The sequence below is a fragment of the Bacteroides pyogenes DSM 20611 = JCM 6294 genome (assembly GCF_000428105.1).
GTDB lineage: Bacteria > Bacteroidota > Bacteroidia > Bacteroidales > Bacteroidaceae > Bacteroides > Bacteroides pyogenes.
In genome coordinates, this window is the sequence record NZ_ATZH01000012.1 from 22,523 (window position 1) to 45,912 (window position 23,390).

The 23,390-nt window shown below is 50.9% G+C and carries 16 protein-coding genes; 10 read left to right on the top strand and 6 right to left on the bottom strand.

The features are described 5' to 3' along the window. Nucleotides 1-391: 391 nt before the first annotated feature. The 5 genes from C234_RS15785 (at nucleotide 392) to C234_RS0103715 (ending at nucleotide 8,887) form a co-directional block, all read left to right on the top strand. Complete coding sequence (locus C234_RS15785; RefSeq protein ID WP_052001882.1) at nucleotides 392-2,788, top strand: DUF5689 domain-containing protein; 2,397 nt, start codon at nucleotides 392-394, stop codon at nucleotides 2,786-2,788. A gap of 73 nt (nucleotides 2,789-2,861) precedes the next feature. Beyond that, nucleotides 2,862-4,064: a DNA/RNA non-specific endonuclease gene (locus C234_RS0103700; protein WP_081688110.1), complete on the top strand. Its 1,203-nt coding sequence runs from the start codon at nucleotides 2,862-2,864 to the stop codon at nucleotides 4,062-4,064. Nucleotides 4,065-4,077: 13 nt separating this feature from the next. Continuing rightward, the gene (locus C234_RS0103705) at nucleotides 4,078-5,109 is read left to right on the top strand and encodes an endonuclease/exonuclease/phosphatase family protein (protein ID WP_027324672.1); all 1,032 of its coding nucleotides are present in this window, start codon (nucleotides 4,078-4,080) and stop codon (nucleotides 5,107-5,109) included. Nucleotides 5,110-5,124: 15 nt separating this feature from the next. After that, entirely contained in the window at nucleotides 5,125-7,872 is a 2,748-nt protein-coding gene (locus C234_RS0103710; RefSeq protein WP_027324673.1) for a carboxypeptidase-like regulatory domain-containing protein, read from the top strand. A 22-nt stretch (nucleotides 7,873-7,894) separates the two neighbouring features. Then, nucleotides 7,895-8,887 (top strand): DUF5689 domain-containing protein, encoded by a 993-nt coding sequence (locus tag C234_RS0103715; protein ID WP_027324674.1) that lies wholly within the window; start codon nucleotides 7,895-7,897, stop codon nucleotides 8,885-8,887. A gap of 413 nt (nucleotides 8,888-9,300) precedes the next feature. Here C234_RS0103715 and C234_RS0103720 read toward each other — a convergent pair whose 3' ends face one another. Then, entirely contained in the window at nucleotides 9,301-11,856 is a 2,556-nt protein-coding gene (locus C234_RS0103720; RefSeq protein WP_027324675.1) for a TonB-dependent receptor, read from the bottom strand. Between the two features lie 183 nt (nucleotides 11,857-12,039). Between C234_RS0103720 and C234_RS0103725 the strand changes: the two genes are divergently transcribed. Further along, the gene (locus C234_RS0103725) at nucleotides 12,040-12,540 is read left to right on the top strand and encodes a hypothetical protein (protein ID WP_148295153.1); all 501 of its coding nucleotides are present in this window, start codon (nucleotides 12,040-12,042) and stop codon (nucleotides 12,538-12,540) included. Here the strand turns inward: C234_RS0103725 and C234_RS0103730 are convergent, their stop codons facing one another. From C234_RS0103730 to prfB, 4 genes are all read right to left on the bottom strand, one after another. Then, complete coding sequence (locus tag C234_RS0103730; protein WP_027324677.1) at nucleotides 12,541-13,836, bottom strand: MgtC/SapB family protein; 1,296 nt, start codon at nucleotides 13,834-13,836, stop codon at nucleotides 12,541-12,543. A gap of 51 nt (nucleotides 13,837-13,887) precedes the next feature. After that, nucleotides 13,888-14,355, bottom strand: coding sequence for a CYTH domain-containing protein (locus tag C234_RS0103735; RefSeq protein ID WP_027324678.1), 468 nt, complete (start codon nucleotides 14,353-14,355; stop codon nucleotides 13,888-13,890). A gap of 86 nt (nucleotides 14,356-14,441) precedes the next feature. After that, complete coding sequence (locus C234_RS18145; RefSeq protein ID WP_021647366.1) at nucleotides 14,442-14,576, bottom strand: hypothetical protein; 135 nt, start codon at nucleotides 14,574-14,576, stop codon at nucleotides 14,442-14,444. A 488-nt stretch (nucleotides 14,577-15,064) separates the two neighbouring features. Continuing rightward, nucleotides 15,065-16,169 (bottom strand): peptide chain release factor 2 gene (gene prfB, locus C234_RS0103745; RefSeq protein WP_122056472.1). Its coding sequence is split into 2 segments (ribosomal slippage): nucleotides 15,065-16,105 and nucleotides 16,107-16,169, totalling 1,104 coding nucleotides; the frame shifts between segments, so codons are not numbered across the junction. Nucleotides 16,170-16,255: 86 nt separating this feature from the next. On the opposite strand from prfB, the gene C234_RS0103750 reads away from it, so the two are divergent. Both C234_RS0103750 and C234_RS17640 read left to right on the top strand, forming a co-directional pair. Further along, nucleotides 16,256-19,174, top strand: coding sequence for a M16 family metallopeptidase (locus tag C234_RS0103750; RefSeq protein WP_027324680.1), 2,919 nt, complete (start codon nucleotides 16,256-16,258; stop codon nucleotides 19,172-19,174). Between the two features lie 58 nt (nucleotides 19,175-19,232). Then, entirely contained in the window at nucleotides 19,233-19,406 is a 174-nt protein-coding gene (locus tag C234_RS17640) for a hypothetical protein (protein WP_158330240.1), read from the top strand. 126 nt (nucleotides 19,407-19,532) lie between these two features. Here C234_RS17640 and C234_RS0103760 read toward each other — a convergent pair whose 3' ends face one another. Beyond that, complete coding sequence (locus tag C234_RS0103760) at nucleotides 19,533-21,338, bottom strand: AMP-dependent synthetase/ligase (RefSeq protein WP_027324681.1); 1,806 nt, start codon at nucleotides 21,336-21,338, stop codon at nucleotides 19,533-19,535. Nucleotides 21,339-21,447: 109 nt separating this feature from the next. Between C234_RS0103760 and C234_RS0103765 the strand changes: the two genes are divergently transcribed. Together C234_RS0103765 and C234_RS0103770 are read left to right on the top strand one after the other, a co-directional pair. Next, on the top strand, nucleotides 21,448-22,515 hold the full coding sequence (locus tag C234_RS0103765; RefSeq protein WP_027324682.1) for a M20 family metallo-hydrolase: 1,068 nt from the start codon (nucleotides 21,448-21,450) through the stop codon (nucleotides 22,513-22,515). A 73-nt stretch (nucleotides 22,516-22,588) separates the two neighbouring features. Continuing rightward, the gene (locus C234_RS0103770) at nucleotides 22,589-23,293 is read left to right on the top strand and encodes a hypothetical protein (protein ID WP_027324683.1); all 705 of its coding nucleotides are present in this window, start codon (nucleotides 22,589-22,591) and stop codon (nucleotides 23,291-23,293) included. Nucleotides 23,294-23,390 lie beyond the last annotated feature (97 nt).

Sequence of the window (23,390 nt, forward strand, 5' to 3'; positions counted from 1 at the left end):
CCTTCAATTACGAAACCTTCGTAACGGACAATTCCACAACAAGTTACATGGGGCTAGAAAGTGTTCCATTTGGTGTTCGCCCGAAAGCCCTTTTTCCGGAGGCGAAACGGAGCCTCTGTTTCACCGGACAGAGCCTCCGTTTCATCCAAACAAAGGCTCTGTTTCTTTTCATCGGAAATGCTGTTTTGAGAGAGAAAAAACGAATCTGCCGACAATCTCCGCTCTTTTACCGAAACAATACCGGAAGTTCGGAATGAAAAAGCGAAAAAACACTCAGAAACTTTGCTTATATCATATAAACGAATAACTTTGCTCGGCTATTTCAGTTCGAAAGGCTGAGATTTGACAATTACTTTGACGAAAGAACAATTAATTTAATAAAAGCAATTATATGAGAAATTCACATTTCCTTAAACTAATCTACGGGCTTATGCTTGTAATGTTGAGCACGGCTTTCGTAAGCTGTGTTGACGACAATGAAGATACCGAGGCTCCTTTCCTCAATATCTCTCTTACCACTCTTAACTTTGAAGAATCGAACGGACAGCCTGTCGAAGGCGGGCAAGACGCATTCGAAATCTCTACCAACCGCAAATGGAGAATTGTCATAACGGAAGAAGACAAAAAATGGGTGACCCTCTCGCAATATGAAGGAGAAGGCTCCGCAAGAATTCAGGTAAGCGTTCCGGGCGGAGAAGCCCGCGAAGCGAACATCGTGGTGGAAATGTTCAACAAAGTAGGACCGTTGATGTCTGAAACCCTTACCATCAAACGCGGACAGATCGTTCCTGCAACGTTAATCTATAAAGAAACTTTCGGAACCAAGGGAGACAAAGATGCCAACAACAAGTATCCCTTTGTCGACGAGTACGACGGATGGGACAAATCCGGAGAAGGATCGGCAACGGTAACTTATAAGGGAAGCGGAGCGTCTCTTCGCAAATCGGGCAAATTGAGTGAAGGCTACGAAGGCGCGTCAGGCTTAACCAAGTTGTTCTTCGGGGCAAACGCAAGCTTCGAGGTACAAAAAATCACGCTGAAAGAATCGCAGACCAACCTTCGCCTGACCTTCGGAGGAAACTATTCCAAAAACAACAACGGAACTTACGACAACGAGTTCAAACCGGAGAAATTCCACTTCTACCTCAGCGCAGACGGTGAGAAATGGAGCGCCGCCGTACCTTACGAAATTAAGAAAGCGAACGAATTCTGGGTGTTTGCCACTGCAAACTTCACGTTGAGCAAAGCAGCCGCCACGCTTTACATCAAATTCGCGGCCGACGAGGCTTCGGTATTCTCCATCGACGATGTGACACTGGTTACCGGAAACGGAGGAACCCCAATCGACTTAAGCGAAGGCGGAGAGCCGGAACCGCCGGTTCCCGGAGAACCCAAAGCCATTACAATCCCCGAGTTGATCGCCATGATGACTCCTTCGCAGACAGTGATCGACGCGAGTGCCGACCGTTTCTTCGAGGCTGTGGTACAGAATGACGTAGAAGGCGGCAACTACTCGAACAACAACCTGATTCTTGCCACCGAAAACAGCCAAGAGCCCAAAAACGGCATTACGCTATACGGAAATCAGGTAGAACCTTCGGGCGATTTGAAATTAGCAAAAGGCGACAAGGTGAAAGTAACCCTGTATAAAGGACTGGCCAAGGTGGTCAACTATAACGGAATGTATGAAGTCACAGGCGGTGCTAAAGACACGTGGGTAAAAGTTGAGAAAACAGGCACGGCGACCATTACTCCTTTCGCCATTGCTCCGGACAAATTGGCGGATTATCAGGGAATGACCGTAACGATAGAAAAAGCGACTCCCAAAGCCGCCGGAGTATGGGGAGTAGAAAGTCCGCATACATTCACTGCTGCCGGAAAAGAGTTTGCGGTGTTCTGCAAAAAGGACGCAAAAGCTTTTGTCGGACAACCGTTTGCGGCAGTGGAGGGTAATATCACCGGTATCGCAACCGTGTTCAAGAACAATGCGCAACTGTCTCCGCGAAACATGGATGATGTGAAGGACTTCGCATCCAATAAACCTGTAATCGTATCTGTCACCCCCGCATCGGTAAACTTCACAGCCGAAGGAGGAAGCCAAATACTGGAAGTAAATGTTTCGAACCAAGGAAGCAACAAGCTCTCGATCAGCGAACTGACAGGCATCCTTTCCGCTACACTGGAAGGCAACAAAGTAACGGTCACCGCTCAAGCGAACAATAATACCGAAGCGGTTGAGCAGGAATTGACCATCAGCATCAACGGCGGAAACAGCGTGAAAGTCGCGATCAAAGTAGCCGGGAAAAGCGCAGGTAACGACACCAAGGGAGTATTCGAGTCAATGACTCCGTTCTTGTTGAACAGCAGCACGGCGCAGAATAAAAACGCTTACAAGCAAGACCTTTCCATAGACGGCAAAGAGGTTGAAGGACTAAAACTTGGAACAAGTAAAAAAAGCGGAATGTTTACTACCGGTGCGCTCGGCGTTACCGGCAATAAAAAGCTTTCGTTCTATGGCGCCGCATGGAAAGGAGAAAAAATGACCGTATACATCAAAGTCAACGGCGGAGGTAGTATAGACGGCGATAACAAGACGCCGCAAATCTCCGGCAATGACGCATTAACGGGTACAGGCGTATTTACCGTAACCTTTACCGATGAAGATTATTACACTTTCAATCTGACCGGACTTACAGCCGCTTCTACAATCACAATCGCTACCGACGCCGAATTTACAGGAGATGGAGCCAAAGCGCGCGGCGTGATGTGCGGCTTCCAATTATATTAACATTACAAACTGTTATCCGTCCGGAAAGCAATGATGGATGCAACCGGACGGATAGCCTTTTTATCTCGTATTAATGAAAAAATTCTTAAACAAATATAGCTTGCTCTACAACTTCGGTTTGCCGGGTGTTCTCCTTCTTTTTTTGTCTCTTTACGGCTGCGACAAAGGAAGTTCGGACGACTCTCCCAAGTTGCCGAATGAAGCCCGCTGGAAGATATCGTCTACCGTAAACTCGACCAAAGGTTCGCTTGCGCTGCTCATCACGGGAACAGCGGGAACTCCATGGAGTGCGGAGATAACCGAAGGGAGCGCATGGTGTTCGTTCGGATACAACGACGCCACCCTCACCGCGACAAAAGGAACGGTGAAGGAGGGGCTCAACGTGTTGTACGTATATTATACCACGAATAACGGAGGGGAAGAGCGCGAAGCAAAAGTCACTTTCCGGTTCGACGGGGAGGAAGCGCAAACTTTCCCCCTGACACAGCTGGCCTCTTCGCAGCAGAACCTGCCCGCTTTCGATGTATGGGCGGAAATTCCGGCTATGAAGGAAAACGCCGACTATCAGTACGTGACTCATTACGCTTCGCTGGACAATAAAAGGGTACGAAACTATTCGCTTTGCTTCGACAAGAGCAAGAAAGCGGCTTTGTGGGTGGCTTATCCCATACACGCCGCTTATATGCGCACCGGCAAACGCACGGACGCATGGGCGTTCGACCCCATCATACCGGAAGATGTGCAGGCAAACTGCATCGAACGTTCGTACCGCGGATCCTACGACCGGGGACACCAGATAGCCTCAGCCGACCGTTTGAGCACCTACGAAATGAACGCGCAGACTTTCTATATGTCGAATATGACTCCGCAAACCAGCCGCCTGAATCAGGACATGTGGGCGCAACTGGAGGCTAAAGTCCGTAGCAACAAATGTTCGGATACGTTGTACGTGGTAACGGGCGCTCACTTCGCACAGGGATATTCGACAACAACAGACGGCATGGGTAAACCGGTTCCGGTTCCCACGCATTACTACAAATTGCTGCTGCGCACCAAAACGGGAAAGACCGGGAAAGCGATCAAGGACTGTTCGGAACTGGAATTGCAGTCTATCGGATTCTGGGTGGAACACCGGTCGTACGGAAACATCCAGCCTCCACGTTCCATCTGCACCACAGTAGCGGACATCGAAGCCAAAACAGGCTTCAAGTTCTTCCCGCAAGTGCCGGAATCTGTGAAAAAACAAAAAGAACCCGCCAAATGGGGAATAAACTAATGAGCCGTTGCGTATGAAAAAGATATTATTAACCCTTGTGCTCCTCGCGTTTCTGACTTCGTTCAACTTCGCTCAGAAACCCTACAAGATCGTATTCTACAACCTCGAGAACTTATTCGATACCATCAACGACCCGGAGGTTCTCGATGATGAATTTACCCCGGAAGGAGCAAAAAGATGGAACACTGCGAAGTATAACAAGAAACTCGGCAATATAGAGCGCGTGCTCTTCGACATTGCCGCCGTGAACAAAGATTATCCGGCCGTGATCGGTGTAGCCGAAATTGAGAACCGGACGGTGCTGGAAGATCTGATAGCGACTCCGAAACTCATTCCGGGCAACTACCGGATCGTTCACTTCGATTCGCCCGACGCGCGCGGAGTAGACGTGGCTTTCTTCTACCGCCCCGATGTGTTCAAGATTCAGGGACAAAAACCTTTCAAGGCGGATATTCCCGAACCTGAGTTCAGAACACGCGACATCCTGTCGATGTGGGGAACGATAGGCGGAGAACCCTTCTTCTTTATGGTGGCTCACTGGCCTTCGCGGCTGGGAGGAAAAGAAGCGTCGGAATCGAAACGCATGGCGGTGGCCCGGCAGATGCGCCACATTACCGACTCGGTGAGGCGTGACAACCCCGCCGTCAAGGTAGTGATGATGGGCGACTTCAACGACGACCCTACCGACAAAAGCATAGCCGAAGGACTGGGAGCCAAATACAAGATAAAAGACTTGAAACAGGGCGACCTCTACAACCCGTATGCCGAGATGCTGAAAGCCGGATACGGAACATTGGCTTATTCGGATTCGTGGAATATCTTCGACAACATCGTTGTTTCGGACAATCTGGTGACGGGCGGAAGCAACACGCTGAAGTTGCAACGCGCGCGCGGCTCGAAATACTACGGAAACATCTTCCACGCGCACTACATGGAGCAGAAAGAGGGGCAGTTCAAGGGATACCCTCTGCGCACCTTCGTAGGCGATAACTTTCAGGGCGGCTTCAGCGACCACTTCCCCGTATATATCTATGTAGGCAAATAAAATAAATTAGTGCATATGAAAATCAAAACAATCCTCTTCGTGGTATTTTCTTTGATATCATTCGCCGTTTTCGCACAAGACCAAGGCGGTATCAAAGGTAAAGTCGTATCCCGCACGACACGCAATGCCATAGAAGGCGTAAAGGTGACGTTAACGCCGGGAAATGTCACCGCCCGTACCGACGAAACGGGAAATTTCCTGTTCGAACACCTGGCAAAAGGAGAATATAACCTTACGTTCGAGACGGCGGATTTCGAATCGCTGACCTTGGCCGTACGCGTAGACAGGTTAATAAGGGACTTGAATCAGGTAATCTTAGTGCCCGAAAGCACGCAAACGCCTATCGACGATGCGGTGTTCGCGGAGTTCGACACGGAATCGGCAGGCGACGCTCAGGTGTTGCCCTCTTCGCTTTCGGCTTCGAAAGATGTGTTCAACAACATCGCTTCCTATAAGTTCAGCGAGATGCGCTTCAATAACCGGGGCTACGATTCGCAATACTCCGACGTATCGGTGAACGGAATCCGGATGAACGACGCCATGACGGGTTATACTCCCTGGTCGCTCTGGGGCGGGCTGAACGACGCTACGCGCAATCAGGAAGTGACTTCGGGGCTGAACATGGGAGCCGCCGGAATAGGCGGGATTGGCGGAACGACCAACATCAACACGCGGGCTTCGCAGATCCGCAAAGGATTCCGGGCAAGCGTGGTGAACGCGAACTCGATGTACCGCTTCCGTGGCATGCTGACTTATGCCTCGGGGAAAAAAGACAACGGATGGTCGTACGCTTTATCGGTATCCACCCGACAGGGAGGAAACGACTATGTACGGGGAGTTTACTACAACGCATTCGGGTATTTCGCAGCCATCGAAAAGCAGTTCGACGACCGCCATCGCCTGGCGCTATCGGTGCTCGGCGCACCGACCGAACGCGGAGCGCAACAGGCTTCTACGCAAGAAGCGTATGACTTGGTGGGAAACAACTATTACAACCCGAACTGGGGATGGCTGAACGGCAAACGGGTGAACGCGCGCGTGCGCAACTACCACGAGCCGATTGCCATGCTGAACTATACGTTCGACATCGACGAACGCTCGCAACTGAACGTGGCGACTTCTTTCCGCTTCGGACGGAACGGCTACTCCGCGCTGACGTGGTACGGAGGCCCCGACCCTCGCCCCGACTATTACCGCAATTTGCCGAGCTTCTACCCCAACACGTATGTAGGCGCTCATTTATACGAAGCTTGGATGGCGAATACGGACAACATCCGCCACATCGATTGGGAAAACCTGTACAACATCAACCGGAACCAACCGGTAAATCCTCTTTACGGGACGGGACGCCGCTCTATCAACATGGTGGAAGAGCGTCACGCCGACCAGCTGGACTGGAACCTTCACACACAGTTCTCTCACTTGTTCCGCGACAACTCGAAAGTGAAAGGCGGACTGAGCCTGCGTCGCAACCGCACGGAGTATTACAGCAAAGTGAAAGACTTGTTGGGAGGCGATTACTGGATAGACATAGATAAGTTTGCCGAACGGGACATGGGCGGCCTCGACCCGGTGAAGTATCAGAACAACATGGATTATTACGCCAAGCACGGACATGCGCAAGCCGTGAAGAAAGGCGACAAGTACGGATACGACTACTACGGCAACATCATAGATGGCCGCGCATGGGTAGACTACAACATCGCCAGCGGAAACTTCGGCGTGAACATGGGCGCGGAAGTGGGACACACGACTTTATGGAGACACGGAATCTGGAAGAAAGGACTGTTTCCCGACAACTCGCAGGGCGACTCGAAGAAAAAGAACTTCCTGACCTACAAGTGGAAGGCAAACTTCAGCTACAAGCTCTCGGCGGGACACTCGCTCAACGCCAACCTCTTCTATATGGAGAACGCGCCTTCGTTCCAGTCGTCTTTCGTATCGCCGCGTACCCGCAACGACATAACTCCGGGACTGACGCTCGAAAAAGTGTTCGGAGCCGACGCTTCGTATAACCTGCGCATAGGAGACATGAAAGCCCGCATCTCCGGCTACTACACCAAATTCATGGATCAGTCGAAAGTGCTGTCTTACTACGACGACGTGGCAATGACGTTCTCCAACTTCGCCATCAGCGGCATCGAGAAACAGCATTTCGGACTTGAAGCCGCCGCCACGGTGCCTCTGTATGCAGGGCTTTCGCTGAACGGAGCCGTAAGCTGGGGACAGTTTACCTACGACAACAATCCGGACTTCGTGCAGATTCAGGACAACAGCGGCATGGTGAAGAATGAAGGAAAGGTGTACTGGAAAAACTTCCGCGTGGAGAGCACGCCGCAGACGGCTATGAACATCGGTCTGTCGTACCGCGGACGGAGAAACTTCTTCGCTTCTGTGGACCTGAACTATTACAACAACATGTATTTGTCGATGAGTCCGCTCTACCGCACCGACGCCGTACTGACACCGGGCATGACGGCGGAAGACATCATCAGCATACGCAAGCAGGAGAAGTTCGACAAGGCTCACGTGCTCAACGCAAGCGTAGGGAAGAACTGGTACATCCGCCGCGCGTATACCCTCGGGTTCAGCCTCGAAGTGAAGAACCTGCTGAACGACCAGGACATCAAGACCGGCGGATACGAACAGATACGCCTGCTGAAGAATAAGGAGGAAGCGTATCAGAAGTACCAGCCGTTCGACTCGAAGTATTTCTACATGTTCGGCACTACCTACTACATGAATGTTTATCTCCGTTTCTAAGGATAAGTAAAAAAGGATAATTATGAACAAGATATTGAAACTATGTATGATTATAGCGGCGGGGCTGAGCATAAGCAGTTGCTATAACGAGTTTGAAGAGCCGGCTCCCGCCAAGGTCTGGACCAAGGCGGACTTTGCCGGAAGCAAATACATCTCTATCAGGGATCTCAAGCAACTCTTCTATGCGGCGCACGGAAACTCCGCCGCCAGTCTGGGGAAAACGCTTGAGATAACGGAAGATTACGTAATCGGCGGACGGGTGATTTCGAGCGACCAAGCCGGCAATGTGTACAAGTCGGTGTACATCTACGACGACGCGTCCGAATCGGCCATCGAGCTGAAACTGATGGTGAGCAACTATGTGTCTTTCCCTGTGGGGCAGATGGTATTTGTGAAAGCCAAAGGACTTGCTGTCGGCAATTACCGGTATATGCTGAGCGTGGGCGGCATGCCTACAAAGGATGATATTGCGAAAGGCTATGCCAACAGAAACATCGAACAGTCTATTTTCGTGAACCGCCATATCTTTAAAGGCGAGATAGTGAAACCGACCGCAGCCGATACGCTTGTGGTAACGGCAGACAACTACAAAACGAAGCTGAACGACGACGCGCTGGGCCGCCTCGTGCGTTTCGAAGGATTGACTTATAAGGAAGGAATATTCGACAAAGACAGGTATCCGCAATATCTGGAGACGCTCTACCCGAACGGATCCACCACGGCGCAATACACCAATAAGTATTACGTCGAAGAGGGGTTGCCGCCCACATACGCATACAGCTACAACGGCGCCCACTACTACGGTTCTTCGGTGTTCGGCTATGAAGGCACGAGCATGGAGAGCGGCAACTATATCGTGCGCGTAAGCGGATATGCCAACTTCGCGCTCCATCCGCTTCCGACGAACGGAGCAAAAGGAGATATTACGGCTATCTATACGAAATATTCCTCAAAAAGCGGCGGGTTCGTGAAATACCAACTGCTGATCAACAGTTTCGACGACATCCGCTTCTGAAGGCAGAAAGCGTCTGCTTTACACGGACAAATAAAGATTACTTGCCAAAGAAGTATCTCGCGTTTGCCTGAAAGAAAGAAGCTGTAAAAACTCAAATGCAACGAAGACAAACTTCCGGTCTGAAACCGGATATCTTCGGTTGCTGTAAGAATAGCCCTGTTACTACTTCAGCATGAAGTTTGATGGTTTTGATGAAGCTGATTCCCGGTCGCTCGGCAAAACCTTCATTACTTCAGCATGAAGTTTGGCAGGGCTATTTTATGTTTGTCTCTTACAATCCGCCACCTTTCCGGCTGTGCCGATTTAGTTTAGCAGTTATGTGCATATACGAACTTACCCAAGAATACGTTAATGCTGGTAAACTTGGGTAAGACTTTACAGATATTGTTTGGGGAAATACTTCCCCGCAACGGTCAGCGCTGCCCTTCGCCATCGTTGTTCCCGCCGCTTTTCACATCGTCGTTGGTAATGCTGCGCGCTGTTTTCTTCACGCTCGCCTGCAATTTACCCATCCGGTAGCCGATGGTGAACCCGAAACGGCGGTCAGGATAGCGGTATGAGTTACGCGACAGGAAGTTGACTCCCTCCGTACGATTGGTATAAGTCCGATATTCTTGAAGGAAGTTGTTGCAAAAAACATTCAGCGTCAGGCGGTCTTCCTTCAGGAAAGAGCGGCTGAGCGACAGGGCGTAGTAATTGTATCCCGACCCTCTGCCTTGCAGGTTGATGTAGGGTGTGCTTCCTCCCGCGTTCAGGCTCGCGCGCAACTTCAGAGGGAAAGTATGCTGAATGCCCGAATGGAAAGAACCCGTCCAACCGTAGTTGTGCAAGCCCTGCGCAGGGCTTCTCATATCATTGTAGCTTCCGTAACCGTTCAGGTAGAAACGTGTCTTGGGAGAAAGGTTCCAGTTGAAGTAAAGGCTCAACCCCGTGTTCCTGCTTTTCCCGATGTTGGCGTATGTGCTGTACAAAGCGCCCCGGGGCGCCAGATGCGTGGGGTCGTTGTCGAATATCTCTCCTTCGGGAGCGGTAATCAAACGGGTTACATTCTGTATGCCGTTGTTGTTGAACGAGTGGTTAAGCGACAGATTGATGTTGAGCTTCGGCCCGAAACTGCTGTAGGAGAATTGGAAAAAGTGGCTTTTCTCGCTCTTCAGGTCGGAATTTCCCTGACTGATGAACATGGGGTTTTGATTGTTGAAATACGGATTCAGGCTCCAGATTCCGGGCCGCCAGATACGCAGATTGTAGGCCAATCGCAGGTTCTGCGTCTTTCCCACCTTCATGCCGAGCATCACGGAAGGCACGATATCGCTGAAATCGGCACGGAAATCCTCACCGGGACCTACCAGATACTTCACCCGCTGTATGGTCTGTTCGTAGCGCAACCCCGGCTTGAAAGAGAAGTCTTTGTACTTCAGCGTATACCCCCCATAAGCCGAAATGATGTGGTTGAGGTGACGGTAATCGCTGCTGCGCGAATCGCTGTACACGTAATCCTCGCTTCCCCCGACGGCCTCGAACAGATTGTTTTCGCTCGCATTCCGCCGGTAGATGTATTTCACTCCCCCTTCCACCGTATGCATCTTGGCGATGGGCGTCGTGTAGTCGACTTGGAAGGTATGTTCCGTCGTACCCGTACTTCCATCCGAACGGACGTTTGTCAGTTGCAGGCGTTTGATCAGTTCTTCCCTCTGCGCTTCGGGAAATATATCGAGATAAACATTGTAATAATCGTTCCCTCGGGGTTGCATGCTCGTTTTATAAGAAAGGGTGAGCATCCGCTCTTTGTTTCTGCGCGAAACGCGCTGGTAATCCACGCTCCCGTCGATCGAGTACCACGAATACTTTCCCGAATGATCGGTACGGAAGCGGTAGGCAACATCTTGATGATTGGCGCCGTACATCACGGTCTGACTGCTTCCGGGAGACTTGTTTTTGCCTCCATACATGCCGAAATTGACAGAGAGCAACCTCAACGTGTCTATTTCGTAGCTCGCTTCCAGATTCCCGTAAAGGAAATTCCCTTTCGACTTATTGGAGCCTTCGGATATCAGATATTTCTCCGTATCCGATTCATAGTTTTCGCGATAACTTTCCGAGTAGCTGCGCGGGTTGTTGTGGTAATTGAGGTTATAGTTGACAGCCATTGTAAGTTTGCCCCGCTTTATCATCCCATAACGGCTGATTCCCAATCCGTTGTTGGTGACTCTTCCGTTGACGGTTGCCGTATAGCCTTCGAATCCTCCGGAAACGGTCACGATGTTCAGCACTCCTCCTACGCCCTCGGCATCGTACTTGGCTCCGGGCGAAGTAATCACCTCGATGTGCTTGATGGTGTTGGCAGGCATACTCTTCAACACCTCTTTGGGGTTGGCGCTCATCATATTGTTCGGCTTCCCGTTCACGTGTATCTTGAATTTGCTGCTGCCGTTCACCTGAATGTTATCTTCACCGTCTACGGTCACCATCGGCACTTTGCGCAACATCTCTATCACGGTGTTCGACTTCGAGTCGGGGTCGTCTTCCACATTGTAGGCAATCTTGTCTACCTCCACTTTCACCAGCGGCTTCTGCGCCACGACCTCCACCCCGCCGAGTTCTTTGGTGGCCTCCGATGTATACAGAGTACCCAAATCGACGTTCTTCTCCTTCTCGGTGAGCACGAACTCCTTCCGCGCGGTTGTCTTGCCGATAGAGGAAAGAGTGATGAGGTAAGTGCCGGGCATGGCGGTCATCTTCTCCTGAAACTTCCCGTTCGCTCCCGTGACAGCCATTTTCACCACCTTGTCGGGCGTGTTTTTATTCACGATCCGGATGGTCGCGTATGGTTCTCCCTCATGCGTAAGCGAATCCACAAGCACTCCTTTCACCGTGTACGTGTGAATGGCCGCCTGTTGCGCAAAGCTATCGGATGAGATAAAGAAAAAGAAACATAAAAGCAGCAATAGTAGCAGTCTGTTTTTCATGATGAAATATATTTGGTTGCATTTCATACCGATGCCGCCAATATCGGCAAACCGGCTCTGTCGGCTCCAAAAATAGTTGATTTTCTTTTTATTACAAGTTTACGTATCGTTAAAAAAAGGGAAAACACCTCAACAAAACTGCAAAACACCGGAGAAGACAATTACCGAAAACTGTTCGTGTATATGGCAGACGCTGCAACAAACCCGCAAAACACCGGAGGAGTCAACTACCGAAAACTGTTCGTGTACATGGCAGACGTTGCAACAAACCCGCAAAACACCGGAGGAGACAATTACCGAAAACTGTTTGTGTACATGGCAGACGCTGCAACAAACCCGCAAAACACAGGAGGAGACAACTACCGAAAACTGTTCGTGTACATGGCAGACGCTGCAACAAACCCGCAAAACATGGGAGGCAAAAACCGGTTTCTCCCCTCCCGAGCAAGGCTCGATGAGCGGGAAATATGCTTCCGCCGTAACGGACATATATGCTTGCCGCGGTGTCCATATATACTCACTGCGGTAGCTATATATACTCACCGTGGTAGCCATATATACTCACCGACGCTAACCATATATACTCACCGCGGTAGCCATATATGTCTACCGCGACGCCGAAACGTACCCGCAAAATCAGAGAAACAACGGCCGGACAACAGGAACGTTTCGCCGTTCTTATGATCAGAAATAAAAGAAACAAAGCAGCAGCAGGTTCGCGCCTATCACCGTGCCGAATCCGCCAAGAATCCAAGGACGCAACTTGCTCCCTTTGCCGGCGAAGAACAAAGCATAGAACATATTCACCAACATGTTACTGACAATGGCCTGCATGCTGCAAGCCGCAATAATCAGAATCGTCACGCCGCCGGTACCTTGCAGCAAATTCAGGATAAACGGAGTAATATCGCTGAATCCGGAAATGAACGAAAGGAGCTGCAATCCTCCCGTGCCCGCATACACCAGCGTATAATGGGTAAGGACGGTAAAGACTACAAAAAGTACGGAGAAGATCAACGCCACTTTAAATTCCAAGGGGTTGCTGGTGTCTTCCTCTTCTTCATCGCTCACGCCGGCAAATTCTCCGTTCTGTCGCCGCGAATGGATGAACCATGCCGTCGAAGCGGCTATTGCCGACATGATGAGAAGATAAGGATAAATGACGAGAAAAGCCTCCCGATTGAAAATCAATATGAGAATCAGGAAACGCAGGAACATCATACTGATAGCCAGCAGCATCGCTGCAACGTATTCGGTCGCTTTTTGCCCGGAAGCATTCCGGCTCCTGCGCGCCAGCACGGAGATAGTGGCGGTGCTGCTGTACAGTCCGCCCAGAATACCCACGACAAGCACTCCCGATTCGCGGAACACATATCGCTTAAGCAAATAGGAAAGGTAGGAAATGCCCGAAACCACCACCGTTGCCAGCCAGATGGAATAGGGAGTGAGGCGTATGCCCGGAATGATATCGGTATGCGGAAGCATGGGCAAAATAATGCCGCTGATGGCAAGGAACTTTGCCAGCGTAATCATTTCGTCGCTTTTCATCCGCTGGGCAAGCTCGGTAAAGGTATGCTTCAGCTCGGTGAGCAAAAGAACGGTGACCACTATCAGCACATAGAACCACGAGGGCTGGGTGGCTACGATGGGAGCGATGCAGTAAGTGATGAGGGCGATAATGATGGTAGTGACCCCGAAAACGTTGAATTTCGACTGTTTGACGTAATAGTTCATCCCCAGCAGCATGCCCAGCACGGCGCCTCCGCCCATAAAGAGCCTGAGTCCCGAAGGGTCAAGTATATAGAGCAGATAACCGAGGATGCCGATGAAAGTAAATGTACGGTCGGTTCCGAAGAGCGTCGTTTCCCCTTCGCGCTTAAGGCTGATGCGCCGCTGGGAAAGCCCGATAAGAAGAGAAAAGAGGGTTACCAACACGAAAGTGACGAACTCCTGAGGCAAAAAGTCGTATAGCTTCTCCATACCATCTCGTTTTTAAGTACGGAGACAAATATAGGATTTATTTGATAATAATCACCAACTTCTGTACGGATTCTTCATGAGCTGCGAGTTGTAGTAGCGTATGTCTCCGGTCACCTCTTCGCCGATAAAGGCAGGCTTTACAAACGCTTCTTCTTCCGATCCGAGTTCGACCTCCGCAAGAATCAGCCCTTCGTTGTCGCCATGAAACTCGTCGACTTCGAAAACGTGACGCCCGCTACGCACCAGATAGCGTGTCTTGTCGATCATGCCCGCTTCGCAAAGCTTCATCAGCTCGACAGCCTCGGACAAAGGCAATTCTTTCTCCCACTCGTAACGGCTGGCGCCCGAAGCGTTGGAAGCTCCTTTGATGGTGAGATAACCCTTCCCTTCTCGGATACGAACGCGCACCGTGCGGCCGGAGGAGGCGCAGATATACCCTTGCGTAATCCTGTCGTGAGCGAAAGCCTGCGACTTGAACTCACCGGAAACCAAAAACTTACGTTCTATTTCTTGTGCCATAACGGTATGCATAGAAGCAAAAACAACAGAGGATATGGATGCCTGCCGCAAATGCGCACAATCCTTCCATATCCCCTGTAGCTGTTTTATCCGAGGAAGGAGAACGATATCATCAGAAGCAATGCCAGAATAAGCAATGCGATAAAAATTATTTTCATCACTTTCCGCGCCTGTTCTTCTTCCTTCTTGCTGCGTGCTCTTTTCTTTTTGCTTTTACCCATAATACATCAGCTTTAAAGTTCAACGCTAACAAAGTAAAAACAAATCCATAAACTTTCCAAAAATAACTCCTTCTTTTTTCAAACCTTGCTTACAGCTTCAAGGAATGAGTGAAAGCCGAAGCGAACCCTATCCTACTTCTTTCTTGAAACTCTGTTTACAGACTTAAGAAGTGGGCGAAAGCCGAAGGAAAGGCTATTCCCCTTTTTTCTTGAAACCCTGCTTACCCCCTCAAGAAGTAGGCGAAAGCCGAAGCGAACCCTATCCTACTTCTTTCTTGAAACTCTGCTTACAGACTTAAGAAGTGGGCGAAAGCCAAAGCAAACCCTATCCTACTTCTTTCTTTAAAACTCTGCTTACAGACTCAAGAAGTAGGCGAAAGCCGAAGCGAAGCCCATCCTACTTCTTTCTTGAAACTCTGCTTACAGCCCGTCAGGCAGTTCGTTATGATTACGAGCATGCAAGCTGCGAAAGCATCGGGCGAAAAGCGTTATTCGGAACTCATCAGGTAAGCTTTGATAAAGTCGTCGATCTTGCCATCCATCACTCCGTTCACATCCGAAGTCTGATGATTGGTGCGGTGATCCTTCACCCGGCGGTCGTCGAACACGTAGCTCCGTATCTGAGATCCCCACTCGATCTTCTTCTTTCCCGCCTCTACCTTTGCCTGCTCCGCCATGCGGTGTTGCAGCTCCTTATCGTACAAGATGGAGCGGAGCTGGCGCATGGCGTTCTCGCGGTTCTTCGGCTGGTCGCGCGTCTCGGTATTTTCAATCAGGATTTCTTCTTCCTCCCCGGTGTACGGGTCTTTGTATTGATAGCGCAGACGAACGCCCGACTCCACCTTGTTCACGTTCTGTCCGCCGGCTCCGCCGCTTCGGAACGTGTCCCACGAAATACGTGCAGGCTCGATGCTCACCTCAATGCTGTCGTCTACCAACGGGGTGACGAATACCGAAGCGAACGAAGTCATACGCTTTCCCTGCGCGTTGTACGGAGAGACACGCACCAGCCGGTGCACCCCGTTCTCCCCTTTCAGGTAGCCGTAGGCGAAATCTCCCTCGATGTTGATGGTACAGGTCTTGATGCCCGCCTCGTCTCCTTCCTGAAGGTTGGCGATGGTGGCTTTATATCCGTTTGTTTCGGCATAGCGGAGATACATACGCATCAGCATCGACGCCCAGTCCTGACTCTCCGTGCCTCCGGCTCCGGAATTGATCTTCAGCACACAGTCCATCTGGTCGGCCTCTTCGCGGAGCATATTCTTGAGTTCCAACGCTTCCACTGCCGCGCTCGCCTTCGCATAAGCGGCATCCACTTCATCCTCCGTCACCAACTCCTCCTTACAGAAATCGAAAGCCAGAGCCAGTTCGTCGGCCAGTGTACGCACTTCGTTGTAACCGTCTATCCATTTTTGCAGGTCTTTCACCAGCTTCATCTGGGCTTCGGCTTTCTTCTGGTCGTCCCAAAAGCCGGGAGCTTGCGTCCTCAATTGTTCTTCTTCGACTTGAATTTTCTTCCCGTCGATGTCAAAGATACCTCCTCAGCGCATCCGTGCGCTCTTTCACGTCTTTAAGTTGCTCGATAGTGATCATTGTATATCATTTTTTTTTGATTTGCCGGGCAAAGATAAGGAAAAATCCGCTACCTTTGTTTCTGTTACCTAAATGTTATCGCTATTATGAATAAACTTTTCAAACAATCATGCCTGTCGCTTTTTCTTTTGTTAGCAGCGGGCGCATGTACTTCATCGGGAAAGTACGACTATGAAACAGTTCCCAACGATCCGCTGAAAGCCCGCATCTACACGCTGGACAACGGATTGAAAGTTTATCTGACGGTAAACAAAGAAACTCCCCGTATTCAAACCTATATCGCCGTACGGGTAGGAGGAAAGAACGACCCCGCCGAAACCACCGGACTTGCCCACTACTTCGAGCACCTGATGTTTAAAGGAACCCGGCAGTTCGGCACGCAGAACTATGAAGCCGAAGAACCGCTGCTCGACGAGATAGAACGGCAGTTCGAGATTTACCGCAAAACGAAAGACGAGGCGGAGCGCAAAGCCATATACCGCGTCATCGACAGTCTTTCGTACGAAGCTTCGAAGTATGCCATTCCCAACGAGTACGACAAGCTGATGACCGCCATCGGATCTACCGGAACGAATGCCTACACGTGGTACGACCAGACCGTGTATCAGGAAGACATTCCGTCGAACCAAGTAGAAAACTGGGCGAAAATTCAGGCCGACCGCTTCGGGAACAACGTGATACGCGGATTCCATACCGAACTGGAAACCGTGTATGAAGAGAAAAACATGTCGCTCACGCGAGACATGAGCAAGGTACAGGAAGCAATCTTCTCCTCGCTTTTCCCCAAGCACCCCTACGGCACGCAAACCGTACTGGGCACGCAGGACGACTTGAAGAACCCCTCGATTACGAACATCAAGAACTATTACAAACAATGGTACGTGCCCAACAACATGGCAATCTGCATGTCGGGCGATCTGGACCCGGAAGCTACCATCGCCATTATCGACAAGTATTTCGGGGAGATGAAGCCGAACCCCGAACTGCCCGTGCTCAACCTTCCTAAAGAGGAGTCCATCAACGAGCCTGTGGTTCGGGAGGTGATGGGACCGGATGCCGAAATGGTGTCGTTGGCATGGAGATTCCCCGGAGTTTCCGATAAAGAGTACGAGACCATGCAGGTCATCTCACGTGTTTTGTACAACGGGAAAGCAGGGCTCATCGACCTGGACCTGAACCAGCAGCAAAAAGTGCTGACCGGATACGGATACTTAATGGGGCTGAGCGATTACTCCGCGCTGATTCTGGGCGGAAGGCCCAAACAAGGGCAGACGCTGGAAGAGGTCAGAGACCTGATGCTGAAAGAGATAGAGAAACTGCGCATGGGAGATTTCGACGAAAAAATGTTGGAGGCCAACATCAACAACCTGAAGCTGTATGAACTGCAAAGAATGGAGAACAACGACGGTCGGGCCGACATGTTCGTCAGATCGTTCATCAACGGGACTTCGTGGAGCGACGAAGTGACAGCCCTCGACCGCATGGCTAAACTGACCAAAACGGATATCGTCGATTTTGCCGGCAAATATCTCAAAGACACCAACTATGCCGTGGTATACAAAAAGCAGGGAAAAGACCCGAACGAGAAAAAGATGTCCAAGCCCGAAATCACTCCGATCGTAGCCAATCGAGACACGGCAAGCGCTTTCCTGAAAGAGATACAAGAAAGCAAAGCGAAACCTATCGAACCCGTATTCCTCGACTTCGAGAAAGACATGGACCGCCTGAAGGCGAAATCGGACATTCAGGTGCTTTACAAACAGAATACGGTGAACGACCTCTTCCGGCTCATCTATGTATTCGACATGGGCAACAATCACGACAAAGCGTTGGGAACGGCCTTCGATTATCTGGAATATCTGGGAACTTCCGAACTCACCGCCGAACAAGTGAAGAGCGAGTTCTACCGGCTTGCCTGCAACTTCTCGGTAATGCCGGGCAACGAACGCACCTATGTCATGCTGTCGGGGCTTAATGAGAACATGCCGGCTGCCATGAAGCTGTTCGAAGCACTGCTGGCGGACGCACAAGTGAACAAAGAAGCCTACAACAATCTGGCGGCGGATATTCTGAAAGCACGGACCGACGCTAAGCTGAACCAACGGCAGAACTTCACGCGCCTGATGAATTATGCCCAATACGGACCGCAGTCCCCCTCCACTCACATGCTATCAAAAGAAGAATTGGAGAAGATGGATCCTCAGGAACTGGTCGACCGCATTCACAGGCAGAACAGTTACAAGCACCGTATCTTATACTACGGGCCGAGCAGCAAAAAAGACCTGCTGAGCACCATCGACCAGTATCACCGCGTGCCGGAAACGCTCCTCGACATACCGCAGGGCAACGAATTCCCGTATCTCGCCACTCCGGAGACGAAGATACTGATCGCTCCCTACGAGGCGAAGCAGATTTACATGGCGCAAGTATCGAATATGGAAAAGAAGTTCGAACCGGAATTCGAACCCTCGCGCGAGCTCTACAACGAGTATTTCGGCGGCGGAATGAACTCCATCGTATTTCAGGAAATGCGCGAAACGCGTAGCCTGGCATATTCGGCATGGGCTTGGCTGAACCAGCCCAGATACCTGAAGTATCCTTATACGATATATACGCAGATCGCTACGCAGAACGACAAGATGATGGATGCAATCCGTACGTTCAACGAGATAATGAACCAAATGCCCGAATCGGAGACAGCTTTCAAACTGGCTAAAGACGGGCTGATAAACCGCTTGCGCACAGACCGCATCATCAAAATGGACATTATCTGGAGCTACATCCACGCACAAGACCTCGGCATGGATAAGGACAGCCGCATCAAACTGTACAACGATGTACAGAAAATGACTTTGAAAGACGTTGTGGAGTTTCAGAAGCAATGGGTGAAAGGACGTAACTATGTCTACTGCATCTTGGGCGACAAGAAAGAGCTGGATATGGAAAAACTGAAGGAAGTAGGCCCCGTGGAAGAGCTTACTCAGGAGCAAATATTCGGATACTAACCGAGAAGGCAACCGCAAACCGGGGTCTCCGCAAAGCCATGGCTGCAAAACGTTTCGTTTGTACGCCGGGCATTGCGGAGACCCCGGCGCGTTATCGGCCTCCGGCGAAGCAGCAGGCGGCGGAGCGATGAAGGGCGATTGCCTGCTATCGGTTGCCGCCACACCGAACAGAAAGCAATCACAGGACATAAAAACAGAAGCTCTGCCGGAAAACGACAGAGCTTCTGTTTAAGCCAAACGGAGCCTCCGGCGGAACAAAACAGAGCCTCTGACGAAACTGAGGATTATTCCGAAAATCCGCAGTCAATACGTTCATGCGCAAAGGCTCCGCGTCTCACGGATGTACCGCCCGCACCAGCTACTCCTCATACATCTTGTCGATAATGTCCTTATAGTTTTCGGCAATCACGGCGCGTTTCAACTTCAATGTATTCGTAAGCTCTCCGCGCTCCATGCTGAAAGGCTCGGGAAGGAGCGTAAACCGCTTGATCTGCTCGTAATGGGCAAACTGCTGCTGCAACGTGTCGATACGCATGTTATACAACTTCTGAATGGAAGGATGCCGCAAAAGCTCTTCCATGTCTTTATACTCGATACCTTCTTCTTTCGCATACGCCTTGAGCAAGCCGTATACGGGAACAATGAGCGCGGAAACGAACTTGCGCTGGTCGGCGATAAGAGCTATCTGGTCGATGTAGCGGTCTATCACGAGTTTGGTTTCGAGCACCTGCGGAGCGATGTACTTTCCGTTCGATGTCTTGAAAAGGTCTTTGATGCGTTCCGTCAGGAAGAGCTCTCCGTTCTTGATATACCCGGCGTCGCCCGTATGGAACCATCCGTCGGCGTCGATGGCCTTAGCCGTCACGTCGGGCTTTTTGTAATACCCTTTGGTGATACTCTTGCCGCGCAGCAGGATCTCATTATCCTTGCCTATCTTCACTTCCAGACCGGGCAGGGGAACGCCCACCGAGCCGATTTCGTAACCTACGGGGAGCGTGCACGAAACGGTGGCGGCAGATTCCGTCAGCCCGTAGCCGACAATCATGTTGATTCCTACCGAGCGGACGAACTCATTGATCTCATCGGGCACTGCCGCACCGGCTGTAGGAAAGAAGTTCCCGTTTTCGATACCGATGGTTTTCTTCAGCAACGAGTAGATGGTCTTTTCGTAAAACTTATATTTCAGCTGGTTCATCACGGGCGGTGTCTTTCCGAAACGAAGATACTCCAGATTGTGCACCCTGCCCACTTTGAGGGCATCGAGCATCAGCGCCTTCTTCAATCCCGTAGTTTCCCGTATTTTCTCCTGCACGCCGTCGTAAACCTTTTCCCAGAAGCGAGGTACACCGCACATCACAGTGGGGCGGATTTCTTTAATGGTGGTTTGAATATCCGTCGGCCGCAGATTGATGCATATCTGCACTCCTTTGTGGATGCAGAGGTAGCACCATGCTTTCTCGAAGACGTGCGTCAGAGGCAGGAAGTTCATCGACACATCCTTGTCGGACATCGTAGTCAGGCGTTCGTCATGGGAGCGAAACTGCTCGAGATAGCACGAGTGATGCAGCATCACCCCTTTAGGCTCTCCGGTAGTGCCCGATGTATAGAGGATATTCGCAAGGTCGTCGTACGAAGCCCTCGACGTACGGTCTTCTACCGTGATATTGTGAGGAAGACCTTCGCCCATCGCCATGAATTCATCGAAGTAGAGCGACGAAACGTCGCGCGGATCTTTCACAACCGAGCGGTCGAAAATAATCAGCTGCTTCAACGACGGGCAAACGCCGAATATGCTGAAAGCAGCGTCGTACTGGAACTGCTCGCCCACAAAAAGGAAGCGGATGTGCGCGTCGTTGATCATATATTGCGCCTGAGCCGGAGAACTTGTGGCGTAAAAGGGAATCGTTACGGCACGGTTGGCGAATGCGGCAAAATCGACATAAAACCACTCGGGCTTGTTCTGTGAGAAGATACCGATATTCTCTTCTTCTTCCATTCCCATCGCCACCATCGCGTTGGCGGCTTTCCGTACGGTTTTGGAAAACAGATTCCACGAAACGGGAATCCATTGCGCTGTCTCGTAGTCGCGGTATTTCAAAGCTACCTTTTCGCCATACTTTTCGGCGCGACGATGAACCAAGACAGATAAATGATGATAAGTCATATTCATTCTATTTAAATATGGCGCAAAGGTATTAGTTTTATTTCAAACTATTGCTCAAAAGAACTATCTTTGTGCAAATATTAAAATGAATCTAAAGTAAACCGACCGAATGAAATATGATATTTCGTCTATGACGGCAGAAGCCGTCGGACTTCTTAAATCGCTGATCGGCATACCCTCCGTCAGCCGTGAAGAAACGCAGGCGGCAGACTTTCTGCAAAATTACATCGAGGCGGAAGGCATGCAGACCGGACGCAAGGGAAACAACGTGTGGTGCCTCAGTCCGATGTTCGACCTGAAGAAACCGACCATCCTGCTCAACTCCCACATCGACACGGTGAAGCCCGTGAACGGATGGAGGAAAGACCCGTTCGTCCCGCGCGAAGAAAACGGGAAGCTCTACGGGCTGGGCAGCAACGACGCCGGAGCGAGCGTGGTTGCTCTGCTGCAAGTTTTCTTCCGGCTCTGCCGCAGTGCGCAGAGCTACAACTCGATTTACCTGGCTTCCTGCGAAGAAGAGGTTTCGGGCAAAGACGGCATAGAAAGCGTACTGCCGGGACTTCCTCCCATTGCTTTGGGCGTGGTGGGCGAGCCTACCGGGATGCAGCCCGCCATCGCCGAAAAGGGGCTGATGGTGCTCGACGTCACAGCCGTGGGAAAAGCGGGGCATGCCGCGCGGGATGAAGGAGACAACGCCATTTACAAAGTATTGGACGACATCAGGTGGTTTCGCGACTACCGGTTCGAAAAGGAGTCTCCCCTGCTGGGGGCGGTGAAGATGAGCGTTACAGGCATCAGTGCGGGCACGCAGCACAACGTGATTCCGGATCGATGTACGTTCGTGGTAGACATCCGCAGCAACGAACTCTATTCCAACGAAGAGATATTCGACGAGGTGCGGAAGCACATCGCCTGCGATGCCAAGCCCCGTTCTTTCCGCCTCAACTCCTCGCGGATAGACGAGAAGCACCCCTTTGTACAGCGCGCCGTGGCGGCGGGGCGTGTTCCTTTCGGCTCTCCCACGCTCTCCGATCAGGCGCTGATGACATTCCCTTCGGTGAAGATGGGACCGGGACGCTCTTCACGCTCGCATACGGCCGAAGAATACATCGTGCTGAAAGAAATCGAAGAAGCGATCGGGATTTATTTAGAGATTTTGGACGGATTACAGTTGTAAACGTGCGGATTATGAAATTCTTTTTCTATCTTTATCGCCGTTATAACAAATTCGGTATACTAATTTTAAATTTATGAGTATCAGTAAAAGCTTTCTGAAAATCGCGTTCTTCGCTTTGTTCCTGCTGACGGCAGTCTCGGAAGGATACGCGCAAAAATCAAAGAATTCATTCGTCGCCTATTCCGTTTTCGTATCCAACACGCTGGATATCACGTGGGATCTTCCCGAAGGGTTTACCGATCTGCGTTCGTCCACCGTATGGGGGCCGCAGGAAGGAAACTCCGAAAAGATATACGACGCGATGCTCCGCTCCAAAGACGAGCACTGCATCATCCTCTATCCCGGCGTACGCCCGATGTTCTACCACCTGCAACTGAGCGGCGAAGCGGCTTCGCCATTCTACCAGTTGCGCGAAGAGTTGGCAACGGCCTCCGGCGAAGCGGGGCTGACCGAGGCAGAGCTTAATTCGCGCATCATGGCTATCGAGAGCGGAGTTATCAAAGACAGCCTCAACGCCGATGCCATCTACATGGCCGAGCTCCCTCTTGTCAAAGCCTACAAGGGCAAATACCCTTATTGCATCAGCATTTACACCTACAAGAAAGGGCAGCCCTCCATGTTTTTCAAGTGCTTCCTGACAGAAACCGGCAAAAAAATGGAGAACGACTACCTCAGCCGGCTGTTTAAGGCGCTGAAATACCGCAACGACGAGTGGGCTTACAACGAAGACACTTATCTGGAAGAAAGCTACAAGCTCTTCCTGAGAATCAGGGAGTAAAGTTCCGGCGCTACCCGGCGGGAACACCTCTTTCTGCTTTGCAGAGTTTCCGCACGGGCCGCTTCAACATAGTCCGCAGGGGGCCTGCCTGCATACA